Source organism: Fischerella thermalis PCC 7521 (genome assembly GCF_000317225.1).
Lineage (GTDB): Bacteria > Cyanobacteriota > Cyanobacteriia > Cyanobacteriales > Nostocaceae > Fischerella > Fischerella thermalis.
In genome coordinates, this window is sequence record NZ_AJLL01000098.1 from 142,523 (window position 1) to 156,340 (window position 13,818).

The following is a 13,818-nucleotide window of genomic DNA, read 5'->3' on the forward strand; positions in this document are numbered from 1 at the left end:
CTGATTAATTTGAGAATTTGGCAACAATCAGGAGTGCTGACAAATAGCTAATACTTCGCGATCGCTGTAACAAAGTTGGACGACAAATGATTCATTACCGTAGTTAATAGTGACCCACTGTCCATCACTGGAAACATGGGTAATTAACAACTGTGTCAGATTGCCTTGCAGTCCTGTACCTAGTGCTTGAGCAACAGCTTTCTTCGCAGACCACAGCCCGGTGATGCTACTCTGGTGTCGTTGTGGCATTTGTTGCAGTTCGGATTCACTGAAGGCAGTAGCTACTAAGCCTTCAACACACACAGAGTCAAAATGCTCGAGATCGATGCCGATGGACTTTCCTGGGTGTGCCATCGCTGCGACGACAAAACCTTGACTGTGACTAATGGCAATCTCTGGTAAAACTCCCGCCATCGCCTCCAACTCTGGACAACGGACAACAGGTTTACCTGTGGTAGTGCTGATAACTTCAATATCAATAGGGGCAAGTTCCAAATTAAAATTTTGCTTTGCCCACTGACGGACGGCATCTTTAGCAGCAATGCAACCAATCAACCAATCCGTGCGTTCTGTTCCTTTTTCTGGTAGATTGTACCAGAAAAGGCGTTCTGATTCATTGAGCATCAGATGTGCTAGAACACGTTTCCAAATACTCCAAGAATCATCCAGGAAATGTTCTGGGAAGGGTTCAATGCGTCGCACCACCATTTGTAGCCTGGGGCTTAAGTCCCAGGATGCTTGCAGCCAAGCATCTGATAAATAAGCAGTTTGGGGATGCAAGCGACATTGATAATATCTGTGTGGCACGCTGAAGTAACGGTCTTGCCATCCTTCTAAACGAGCGATTACCCGACCTGTGGCATCCAGAAAATCAAAGCTAGCCTCAGTTTGCCACTCACTAGTAAAACGCATTAAGCCACGGCATAATACTGCACTGTTGGGTGGTAGAGGTGATATGTACTGATGAAATGCCCGTACTTGGAAGGGGAAAACATTAAAATCTGTGCCAAACTGTTCCGAAACCCAGTACCCGACTAATTGTCCAGCAGCATCAAGCAAACCTGCATCTATTTGAAAGATTGGCTGTTGGGTATTACTAAAGAAATCTTCAATGGCGATCGCTTCCAAATCAGCTTCAATTCCCTGTAAACCCCATTGGCGAATGTGCCTCACGCCTTGGAAACGTGGACCATGGAACATCCCGGTACGGTATAAATCGGCATCAGACCAACGGGAAGGCGCAGGTGTCTCGAGGTGAAAAGGCAGTGGTAATGGCGATACTGGAAATTGCTTTGCCAGACGTACATTACCCTCAAACACCAAGTGATCGATAGTGCTACCTTGCCCTACTTGGAACAGTTGTACCTTTACTTCCCAAGTTTGGGCATCTGGTTGGGATTGCAACCGTGCTTTGATCTTGAGAGTGAGTTCGCCACGATCCAGAGCCAACCAACGATAACCACGCAGATCGTAAAGTCCCACTACTAGCTTATCTTGACCCACCAGATAAACTGCTGCTTCCGCAAGGGTTTCCATACTAACAGTGAATGGAATCACAGGCAGGGGAAACAAGTCTAAATGCCTTTGAGATACTTGGCCGCCAATAGTGTGGTCGTAGAGAAAAATATCTCGCTGCATGTCAAAACGACGTTGGCAGTAAAGATGCTGGGCATCGTGTTCCAGGATCTCACCTAACAGCGGGAAAGTTTCATCAAAGGTGGATGGTTGCCAATCGTTGGCTTCTGGCAGTGCTAAAGACATATTGACAAAAGGAGCAATCACCCCAGTGTCTACACTAGCTAGGTGAGAGTGTAGCGCTGTCATCACCCGTGCTTGACTATCAAGGAATTCTTGCATTAAGTCAAAGTGGTCAAAGATAATTGACAAGCGTTGCTCTTCATCGGTATAAGATTGGTCTTCCCCTGCATTTGCATAAGTTTTTGATGTGCTAAAAGTGACTATATTTTCATCACTAATACTGTCTTTTACTACACTATTTCTCACAGGTGTGGTAATAGCAACTGTGTCATTCACATTTGTTGATACTACGGTTGCCACAACCGGAATCGTGCTGGATGAGTCCTTTGCTACTGGTTCTGGTCGTTTCACCACAGGTGGGTTGGGTGACGTTGATGCGATCGCAGTCGCATGAGAAACAGAAACATCTTTGCTTGCTTGTAATTTTCCCCGGACAGTGTTGACAAAGTCTGGTTGCAAGCGCAGAACTGGCATGGTCAGTTCTAACACAGGACTGGACTTTTGAATTTCGCCAACCTGCGTTGTTGTATCTAGGCTGACAGGGGTAATTTGTCGATGCAAATACAATGCACTTGTATCCACAGGATTACCGTTGACAAACAGCCGTGCTAGCAAATGCTGAATCTGTTCTAAGCCAGATTGCCGTTGGCTGTTGCTGGCTATAGCTTGGTGTTCTCGACCGTAAAGAATATCACTGACAAAGGCAGTAAGATTACTGCTAGGCCCAACCTCAATAAAATTTTTAACTCCACTCTGATACAGCTGTAGAACTGTTTCCCGGAAACGTACTCGACTCGACCACTGTTGCGCTGCTAACGCCCGAATCGCTTGTGGTTCCTGGGGAAATGGCGCCGCAGTAGCACAACTATAAAGAGGTGTGTGACCAGAACCTACATCTAAATCATTGTAGAATGCCAGGAAAGCATTTCCCACGGGTGCAAACAAAGATGTGTGATAGGCACGATCAAAAGGCAGACGGGTACAAATACCACCTACTGCCTGCAACTTACCGGTGGCTGCATCGATATCATTGACACTGCCAAACAGAACTACTTGATTTGGGCAATTATCCATTGCCACATGTAAGCGTCCATCAAACTCATCCAAGACTTGTTGCAAAACTTCAGGTGCGATCGCCCCAACTGTTAACAGTGCGCCCTTGGGAATATTTTTTGCCACCTCTAAATCCAGGTAAATCTGATTGAGGAGGCGCATTTTGGACATCAATTCCATCCGGTCAGACAAGCGGACAGTACCAGAAGCAATCAGCGCTGCATTCTCGCCTGTGCTGTGTCCCACCATGACATCGCACTTAACACCTAAGTTACACAGCAATTCGTACAATGCCATGCTGGCAGTAAACACAGTCTCGGAAGCGACATCCATATCAAATAGTCGTCGCTGAGCATGGTGACGTTCTGTTTCTGTTAAACTAGTCGGTGGTGGAAAAATCAGTTGACTGGGTAAATAAGCACGTCTCTCACTAAAAGTAGCGTCTAAAAAGTCAAACCACTCGCGTACTTGCGGAAAATAAAGGCACAAATCAGCCAACATCTGGGGATATTGTGACCCTTCACCAGGAAATATAAAGGCTGTCTTGCCAGGATTGACATTGGTATCAACTTCTGCATAATAAATGCCGTTACGAGTTTGCAATCGGCTTTTGGGAGAATTGTGTAATTTCTCAACTGCCTGGCTGAGTTTTTTCTGTAATTCTGAGATATCCTTGGCGACTACAGCCAGACGATGGGAACCAACTGAGTGAGTTGATAGGGTGTAGGCAATTTCAGCCAGTAGCCTGGGGCTTAAGCCCCAGGCTTGGGGATGATTTTGCAGTACTTGTTGGACTTGATGAATGCGTTCAATTAGTACTGAACGACTATCACCTGAGAACAACAGCAGTTCTGTAGGCCATTGCTGGTGTAGTAGCCTGGGGCTTAAGCCCCAGGCTGAAGATTGTAAAGGTTGGGTTGGGTACTCTTCTAAGACAGCATGAGCATTAATACCACCAAAGCCAAAAGAGTTGACACCTGCCCGTCTCGGTGTGGAGCGATCGCCATGAATCCAGGGTCGTGCTTGTGTATTGATATAAAAGGGAGTCTTTTCGATTTCTAGCCCAGGATTCACCTCATCACACAGCGTTGGTGGCAAGATTTTGTGGTATAGTGCCAGTGCTGTTTTGATTAGTCCTGCTGCACCGGCGGCGGGAATACAGTGACCAATCATTGATTTCACAGAACCCAAAGCACACTTAGGTAGTTGCTCCTGACGCTGACCAAAAATTTGTGTTAAGGAGCGTACCTCTGTTTGATCTCCCAAGGCGATGCCTGTACCATGGGCTTCAATCATGCCCACTGTAGTAGGATCTATACCACTTTCTTGGTAGGCACGTTGTAGTGCCAGCACTTCCCCTTCCAGACGTGGTGCTAAAAGTCCCAAGGCTTTGCCATCACTAGAACTACCAACACCTTTGAGAACAGCATAGATGCGATCGCCATCTTTTTCAGCGTCGCGTAACCGTTTCAAAACTACAATTCCCAGACCTTCCCCCAGTAGAGTACCACTGGCTTTGCTGTCAAAAGGTTTAATATCACTGCGAGACAAAGCACCCAACTGACAGAAAATCATGTTAATTTGCGGTGGGGTGGAAGCATGAACACCCCCCGCTAACACCATGTCGCAGCGATCGCTTAATAGCTCTTTCATCGCCAGTTCCACAGCAATTAAGGAAGAAGCACAAGCTGCATCAATAATGTAATTAGGCCCCATCAAGTTGAGGCGATTCGCAATGCGGCCTGTAATCACATTCGGCACTAGTCCTGGCGCCATCTCAGCTGTGAAAGGTGGCAAGCTGGCTTTTAGCTGTTTGCGAATTTCATTTAACGTATTTTCATCTAGGTCTGGATGCAATTGCCTCAGCAAATCCAAGGTCTGGTCTACAATCTGACCATGTTGCAATAGTGTGTTGTAGCCCCGGTTGATGTAAGTACCACGACCCAGAATAATACCTGTTTTTTCTCGGTTGAAGGGGCGATCAATGTAGCCTGCATCTTGCAGCGCTTCCCAAGCAAGTTTGAGAGCAAGAAAGTGATCAGGTTCACCACCATCCACCGAACTGGGCATGATCCCAAATTCCAGGGGATTGAATTCAGCCAAGTCTCCTAAAAAACCACCTTTACGGGTGTAGATGCGGTCATTTGCTGTGGAATCAGGGTCAAAATAAGGCTTTGCCCATTTATCGGGTGCATCCCCAACAGCGTTAACCTGATTTAAAATGTTTTGCCAGTATGTACGCAGATCCTTAGCTCCAGGAAATAAGGCAGACATACCAACAATGGCAATGTCGTGAGATGAATTTGGCACAATCATAGGTGGCTGGCTAAACGATTTAGAGCAGTGTTGCAAGTACTCTCAATATCCTTGAGATGGAAGCGTACATAGCCGTTTTCATCAATAAAAACAGCATCGTAATTTAGGCTGTGGTCATCAAAGCGATTAACTCGGAAGGCAATTCGTAACTGACCGTTAGGCATCGATTGCCCATAACGCTTGACGCTGCCAAATCGAGCAGGTAAAGCTGTAGTTCCTCGTTGTACTCGCGCCCAGATGATCGCTAACTGAGGAGCTACATCAATCAAGCCGGGGTCAAATAACCAATTAGCCATTGGTTGACTGTTCAACCACGCCGTCGGTCGGCTAGGCATGACTTGGGCGTCAATACCCCCATCATTTAATCGATCAATGGCTGTAATTAATTGGAAACGTTGACCATGAAACAGGTACGTATCATAAGCTACAGCAGGTTGTAACTTCTCTCCGGAAAATAGCGGTAAAATTTCGCTTGCTGGTGGTTCTGACCATTGGGGACGAAGAATCACAGAAGCTCGATAAAAGGGAATATTGCGCTCTGGGTCAACGATTTCTGCTGCTACCTGTAAGGATTCAGAGTCAGCATGGCTAGAAGCACGAGCCTTAAATAAAACTTTTTTACCAACCTCTGTATCTAGTACTAAACCCCGTAAAACTCTGAGTTGGCAAACTTCGCTCACCTGCCATTCTGGCCAAGCTGACTGGACAAATTCACCGAACCACTCTAAGGCACCAGCAGCAGGGAGAACAGGTTTACCATCTAAGCGATGATCTTGTAGATAAGGGTCAGTGGCTAGGGAAAAGGTGTGTTCTAGGGTAACAGTGCCGTTGGGTTGTAGTTGCGGGGCTGAAGGTAATAAAAGGTACGGCGCATTTGCCCTTATCTGTTTCTTGCTCTCTGCTCCTTGCTCGCCGATCCCTTTTAATGAATTCAAATTAGCTTCGTAGGCTTCCCAAGGACCCTCCCCTGCAACTATCTCAGTTTCACCCTTGCGTCCGTAATGCAATTCCTCAAGAAAAAAATGACGACCTGCTGATAATGGGATAGGAACTATACCACGTTCTCGGAATTGACGTTTGACTTCTTCTGAAGCCATACCAGTGGTATCCCAAGGACCCCAGTTGATGGCTACGACCCGTGTATTTGACCAAGAGCGAGCCATATGCCAAGCAAAACGATTCATCACTTCATTGGCAGCAGCATAATCAGATTGACCGCGATTACCATAGCGTCCGGCAACAGAGCTAAACAAGACAAGCAGTTTCAGGGATTCTGGTTTAAGATAACGGCACAACAAAAAGGTGCTATCTGCTTTGGTGTCAAAAACGCGTTCCAAAGATGCAAAGTTTTTGTCAGCAATGAGCTTGTCTTCGATGATACCAGCACCATGAATAACCGCATCTAAGCGACCGTAACGAGTATAAATACTGTTAATCGCAGGACCAAACTCTTCCCCATTTCTCACATCCACTGCTATATACTCTACCTGAGCGCCAGCTTGGCGAAATTGTTGGAGATTGTTAGCAATGGCGCGATCGCGTAACAAGTCTTGCAGTTGCCGCTCTATCTGCATTGGGGTGGGGGTCAAGCCTTGTGTCCGCGCTCTTTGCAGTAAGACTCTTCGCAGTACAGTGATATCTTCAATACCTGCTGTATCAGTTGTTTCTGCTACTGGCTCTGCGGCTCGTCCTGTAATCACCAGCTTTAAGCCGGATTGTGCCAAATCATTCACAATTTCAGCAGTAATTCCCCTAGCTCCACCTGTCACTAATACTACCCAATCTCTGGTTGGTGTTAATGGTGCAGGTTGATTTTCCCTCGCCAATTTTGCTGTAACTGTTTGGAAAATCGTCCGTTGACCCTGGGGATAGCCGACTTCTAAACGGCCACTACTGAGTAACTCTTTGACAATCTGTTCAGCGATGCTAACAGGAGATAGACTGTTGTCAAAGTCAATGGCTTTGGCTCGAACACCAGGCCACTCTGTTACCAGGGTTTTGAGAAAACCAGTGTTACTACCACCAGTGGGTAAGCCAGAACCGCCTTGACCCTGGCGACCGAAATATCCTCCCAGTAAAGAAGCCGCCACTACACAACCCATTTGTTGTTGCCCTGCTTGTTGCAAATCAGCGGCACACAGATGCAGTAATTGAAATAGACTCTTGCAGTGAATCTGGGTGATTTGCCGCCACCCAGCCAGAGTTTCCGGTAGTTCAAGGGCAGCTAAGGGAGCCAGATGTATAATTCCGGTGACAGAACCGTGAAGTTGTCGTAGTTGAGCGATCGCCTGCTCTAATTTTTCTGGTTCGGCTAAGGTAGAACTGTTGAGGATAGCTGTAGTAGCTCCTTTTTGTTGCAATGCCGCGGCAACATGGGAAGCTACAGATAGCCCATCTTCTGTAATCAAGAACAAACCTGTCAGCGAAACAAGCTGCTGTGAGGGCAAAGCTTCTACCTGTGCTTGCATTACGTAGCGTGGGATACTTGCAACTGGGCTGGAGACTTTCCCAGGCCATTCTCCTGTGCTGAGATTGCCAGAACTTGCTCAACAATACTATTGAGAGATTTCACACGGGTCAAACTTTCCATGCGTGCTTGCACACTAGTTGCTAGGGACTGAGGCAAACTTTTTTGCAGCGCGCCCAAAATTTCAACTCGCTTAATCGAATCAATACCCAGTTCTGCTTCTAAATCTTGGTCTAATCCCAACATATCTGTGGGATAACCGGTGCGATCGCTCACTAGTTGCAACAGAGTCTGAGTTAGTTCGGTTTGATTTAGGGATTCACCGACCGATGCAGACGAGATATTTGCAGCTGTGACTGTGTTGGTAACGGTAGCCGCAGCCGTAGGTTGGAGATTTTCTAAGATTTTATCTACAATGCCATTGAGAGATTTTACCCTGGTCAACTGCTCCATTTGCTGACGGACACTATCTGCAAGGCTGGCTGGTAAAGCTTGGTTGAACGCTCCCAAAATTTCGACTCGCTTGATCGAGTCAATACCTAGTTCTGCTTCCATATCTTGGTCAAGTCCCAACATATCTGCGGGATAACCTGTACGTTCACTGACCAGTCCTAATAAAGTCTGAGTTAAACTAGCACGATCTGGTAAGAACTGGGTAGTAGCTGGAGGTGCTGGTACTTGTTTAACAACCATCTCCTGTACAGGTGGCGCGGACACTGGTTGAGGAATCAGGGGTTGGGGTGCAACTGGTATCTGCTCTTGTTTGTTGTTGGGTGTTAGGGTTGGGGCAGAACCATTTTTTGGCTGAACAACTACAGGTTGCGGAGCAGGTGGCAGATGATTTTCTGGTTGTCTGCGCGGTGGTAAGGGAGTGGTAGCAGGTGTAAGTGTAGGCACAGAGTTTGTTGTAGCTAGTAACTGGCTCATCACCTGTTCTTGGACTGCCAAGAATTTACGCATAGTCTCTTGGTAAGCCTGATAGGCTTGCAAAATACCTGCTCCCATTGCTTGCTGAGGTGGGTTCGCAGGTACAGGGAGAGGCGAGGAATTGCCATTTAAGCTCTTGCCGTTAGCTGGGGTGGATGATGTAGCTGGTTGATTCATGGGGATTTCTGGCTTTTTTGATACAAGGTGAGTGTGAGGCTGTGGTTTTGGTGTTGGTTGTTCTTGTATAGGTACTGGCTGGGTTGGGGTAGCCTGGGGCTTAAGCCCCAGGCTTAATTCAGGTAATGGTGCGATCAGAGCAGCAGTTTCTTGATTTAAGGGTGGTAGTTTACCTGTGTAACCAACTGGTTGGTTTTGTGGTCTGGCACTACCGCCGTTAATTAACCAAGTTGTTGGAGGTAAAGCAGGTTTGCGTGTTAACTCGACCAATTTAGCTAGGTTGAGGTTTTGGACATCACGACCATCAAATAAAGCTGTTAACTTGATGTGAACACCACGAACGAACAATGTACCCAAAGCCATTAATAAACCACGCAATCCCCCACCTTGCCCATCTAAAGAAACAGCAGTGTGTTCTTTTTGGGCGAGGATTTGACCGACTAGATTAGTTAGGACATGCTTTGGCCCGAGTTCTACGAAAATCCGCGCTCCATCGGCATACATCGCATTAATTTGCCCCAAAAACTCTACTGGGTTGAGTAATTGCTTGGATAACTGGCTACGGATGTCATTAATATTCGAGCCGTAGGGGCGACCTGTGGAGTTAGCATAAACAGGGATGCGGGGAGAGTGCATGGTGACGGTGGAAATAGGCGCTGCGAGAGCGGCTTGGGCGGATGCCACCAAAGCGGAGTGAAAAGCACCAGAAACTGGCAACATCCGAGCTGTAATTCCAGCAGCGTTTAAACTATCTACCACCTGTTGCACAACCTGTTTATCTCCAGAAATCACCGACTGACGGGGAGCATTTTGGTTGGCAATCACTACTCCTTCAAAATTCTGGAGGCGTAAGAGTAAATCTTCGCGGGTAGTCTGGACTGCGGCCATGGCTCCTACGGAAGTCGCACAGGCTTCTGCCATCACCCGTCCTCTGGTTGCAGCCAAGTTAAAAAAGTCTTCTCTGGATAAAACTCCCGCTGCGTGCAGGGCTGCGTACTCGCCAAAGCTGTGTCCACCAACCATGACAGGCTTCAGTTCTAGCCTGGCTGCCAAATCCATCAAACCTGTTTCCACTGCCCCAATTGCTGGCTGGGCAATCCGGGTATCCATCAGCTGTTTGTAGTTTTGCTTTTCTTCCTCTTCGCTGTAAGGGCTGGGTGGATAAACATATTGGCTAAGCAACTTGGGAAAACACTGGCGTAGCTGACGATCTGCAAACTCGAAAGTACCACGTATTTCGTTAAAATATAGCCCCGTTTCCCGAGCCATGCCGGAATATTGCGACCCTTGTCCTGGGAACAAAAAGGCGACCTGTTGATTGGCTTGAGGATCTGCCATCCCAAACTGAATATGAGGTGGTAAGGTTTGGGATTGACGACCTTCTAGCTGGGCGATCGCGATTTCCAGATCTACTCGTAACTGTGACAAACTCTCAGCCACAATCGCCAAGCAAGCGCTCTGATTCTGCCGGGTTTGGGCGCGTTGAGCAAAACTGTGGGCCAGATCCTGCAAACGTGGCTCTGCACCATTACTGAGGTCCCTCAGCAATGATTTGGCTTCTTGAGCTAAAGCGGCACGGTTTTCAGCACGGAATACAAATAACTCGTACGGCCAAGCATCAGCACCTGGGGCAGTAGCTTGCCAGTTACCCCGATATTCTTCTAGAACAGCGTGGAAATTTGTGCCGCCAAACCCAAAGGCACTGACACCAGCGCGACGGGGGTGATCGGGATGAGCTAACCAGGGTTGGGCTTCTTTAGGTAGATACACCGGGCTTTCATGATCTATGATTGGGTCGAGGGGTGTATCAACGTTCATGTGGGGAGGTTTGACTTTGTGGTGCAGTGCCAAGACGGCTTTAATCACACCCGCAATCCCCGCTGTACTCTTGGTATGACCGATGGAGGTTTTCACTGAGCCGATCGCACAGCATTTGGGATGAGCTTGATATTCTTTCAGGACACTGATCACTGTTTCTAACTCTGCTTTATCACCTGCTGGTGTGCCTGTACCGTGAGCTTCATATAGCCCTAAGGTATTGGGTGAAAAGCCAGCTTTTTTGTAGGCACGTCTCAAAGCCCGCATTTGCCCAGCAGGTAAGGGAGCTGTCATCCCCAAAGCTTTACCATCACTGGAACTGGCGACGGCTTTGATGACTCCATAAATGCGATCGCCATCTCGTTCGGCATCAGCTAGGCGTTTGAGTACAACGACGGCAATACCTTCGCTAATGGCAATGCCATCTGCTGTTTTGTCGAAGGTGCGCGATCTACCGCGTGGTGAAAGAGCCTGGGTTTTACTAAAGCAGAAATAGGCAAAGGGACTCTGAACGGTGTCAACTCCACCAGCGATCGCTACATTACTACGTCCACTTTCGAGTTCTTTAACTGCTAAATCCAAGGCTGCTAAGGAAGAAGCACAAGCAGCATCGACTGTGAAGTTGTGACCACCGAAGTCAAAACGATTGGCAACTCGACCTGCAATCACGTTCAACAACAAACCAGGGAATGATTCTTCTGTCCATTCTGGTAAACGATCCCAAACCTCTGGTGTAGTTTTACCAACCATCCGGGGTATTTCACAACGAGTAGCATATTGCTGACCCAAATCTGCAATGCCGCCACCTGCCCCCAAAATTACGGAGGTATGTTCGCGATCAAAGTTACCCGACCCATAGCCAGCATCTTCTAAGGCTCGCCGCACTGTCTCTAGTGCCAGCAGTTGTACGGGTTCAATGGATTTTAAAGATTTGGGTGGAATACCAAAACGCAGCGGATCAAAGGGTACATCTTCTAAAAATCCACCCCACTTAGAATAAACTTTATCTCTGGCGTTACGGTCAGGATTGTAGTAGAGCCGCCAGTCCCAACGCTGGGCAGGAATTTCTGTAATTGCATCGACTTTGCGGAGAATGTTGTTCCAGAAGGTTTCGGGATACTGAGCTTGGGGTAATAATGTCCCTATACCAATAATGGCGATATCTGAGGGGCGGGTTGTGACTTTTTGTTCTCCATCTTGTTCAACGAACGCAGATATTAACAGCTTAGTACCAATTTCCGATACATTTTGGTGTAATTCTCGCACAGTACAAACTTGATCGCGGAGAGTGGCGACTTGCCCGATCATATACATGCCATTCGTCAGTTGTTGTGCTTCGTCTACTGTTTGCACCTGACCATCTGGTGTACGTTGCAATCCTTTGGAAGCGATTCGCAAGCGTCCTAAAGTCAAATCCTCTAAAGTGTCTTTGATTTCCTCTGGAGGACTGCCTGCTGCCATCATTTGTCGTCGTGTAGCATAAAATTCTTGGGCAAAGGGAGTGAAGACACAACGACTAGCATGTCCCGGCCCGGTTTCTAAGTTAATGGTGCGGCTACATGCCAAGGCTTGTTCTTGAAATTTCTGGACGATCGCGCCACAAGCAACAGCTTCTTGGGTAAATAAATATGCTGTACCCATAAGGACGCCTATCCGCATCCCTCGTTCTACTAAAGGTGCAGCCATTGCAGCAATCATGGCTGCGGAAAGGGCATCGTGAATCCCACCGGCAAATAGCACATGTATCTCTGATTCTTTACCCGGTGGTACATCTGCTAGTAGGGTGGCAATCATGCTTTCCCAGAGAACAAAACTACTCAACGGACCAACATGACCACCACACTCGCGACCTTCAAATACAAACCGTCTTGCCCCTTGTTCTAGAAACATTTTTAGTAGGCGTGGGGCTGGAACATGGATGTAGGTGGCGATTCCTTCGGCTTCAAACTGAGCTGCTTGGTCGGGACGTCCACCTGCAATTAAGGCAAAGGGAGGTTTGAATTCTTTTACGGCTTGGATTTGTTCTTCACGCAATGCGTGAGATACAAAACCCAGCATCCCGATACCCCAAGCTCGATTGCCCATTAATTGCTGGGTTTTTTGCAGTAAGCTGCGTACTTGCGAACCACGCATCAGCGCCAAGGCTAACATTGGCAGTCCTCCGGCTTGGGAAACTGCATTGGCAAACTCTGCGGTATCGCTCACCCGTGTCATTGGTCCTTGGACAATCGGATATTGAGTGCCGTGGGAAACTGCTAAAGGTGCATTGGCATCTAAGGGACGTAGTTGTTGGGCTGTTTTGATTTGTTCTTGACTTTGTTTGAGTAATGCTTGAATCAGTTTGCCAATTGTAGGGTAGCGATCGCGAAATGTTGCTGCTAATCCTACAGCTTGTCCCATTGGCCAAGCTAGTTTTCCTGGTTCACCCCAACCTATTAATGGTTGCGCTTGTTGTTGCCAATTTTGCACACCATCTGCTGAACCGTCGTTTTCAACTTCTATTTGGTCGGCAAGTTGTTGCAAGTTAGTAATTGCTTGAAATCCCGGACGGGACAGGACACGACAACCAGCATTGAGTCTTTCACCCAATACCATTGCTTCTTGTCCGTTGAGGTTACTCAGATGGCGTTGCCATTCCTGTGGCAGGGGTGATTCTGGCATGAGCCATAATTGGTCATCTAATACAACACCAGCAGCTCCCGCCGCGCGGCAAGCTGCTGCTGTGTGAATGCCAATTCCCCCTTGGACATAGACTGGGCGCGACTGAACGCTCAAGAGTTTCTGTAATAAAATAAAGGCGGAGTCTTCACCTACCCAGCCTCCGCTTTCATGTCCACGAGCAATTAAGCCATCTATATTAATATTCTGTATTTGATTGTCTAGAGCTTGAGCTTGTTCGATGTCTGTAATTTCTAGTAGGAGTTTACGCGATCGCCCCGTTGGCAGTGATGCTACAGTTTCTACTAGTGTCTTGGCATTCCACCCACACAGGATTAGCCAATGAGGTTGATGACTCAGACGTTTTAAAAGTGCATGACTAGAAGCAACTTGAGTAGCTGATAAACGTATTCCTACAGATTGACCAGGATTAGTTAAAGCCAATAATTTATCTAAATTATTACTTGCTTGTTTTGGGTCATGACAAAATTCTCTATCTAGAATACCAATACCACCTGCACGGGTAGTAGCAACAGCTATACCAGGATGAGCAAGGTTAATAGGACTTACAGAGAAACAGATAAATTGACTCATAGTATATATTTCAGGATGAGCAAGTACTGATAGAAATCACCGAAAATAGA

General features: G+C 47.3%; 2 protein-coding genes and 2 pseudogenes. All 4 read right to left on the reverse strand.

Features of this window, described 5'->3' with window-relative positions:
* Positions 1 to 27 precede the first annotated feature (27 nt).
* A complete protein-coding gene (locus UYK_RS0121220) occupies positions 28 to 5,127 on the reverse strand; it encodes a type I polyketide synthase (protein WP_016872125.1) in 5,100 nt (1,699 codons plus the stop codon).
* Positions 5,124 to 7,595, reverse strand: a complete 2,472-nt coding sequence (locus tag UYK_RS0121225; RefSeq protein WP_026086544.1) for an SDR family NAD(P)-dependent oxidoreductase — start codon at positions 7,593 to 7,595, stop codon at positions 5,124 to 5,126. Before UYK_RS0121225 ends, UYK_RS0121220 begins: the two co-directional genes overlap by 4 nt.
* A 166-nt stretch (positions 7,596 to 7,761) precedes the next feature.
* Positions 7,762 to 8,200, reverse strand: a pseudogene (locus tag UYK_RS27870) (phosphopantetheine-binding protein); the annotation flags it as partial.
* Positions 8,201 to 9,169: 969 nt separating this feature from the next.
* Positions 9,170 to 13,768 (reverse strand): annotated as a pseudogene (locus UYK_RS0121230) (beta-ketoacyl synthase N-terminal-like domain-containing protein); the annotation flags it as partial.
* Between the last annotated feature and the right edge of the window lie 50 nt (positions 13,769 to 13,818).

Coding starts and splice junctions, on each gene's coding strand:
- UYK_RS0121220 (WP_016872125.1), bottom strand. CDS start 5,127: ATGATTGTGCCAAATTCATCTCACGACATTGCCATTGTTGGTATGTCT.
- UYK_RS0121225 (WP_026086544.1), bottom strand. CDS start 7,595: ATGCAAGCACAGGTAGAAGCTTTGCCCTCACAGCAGCTTGTTTCGCTG.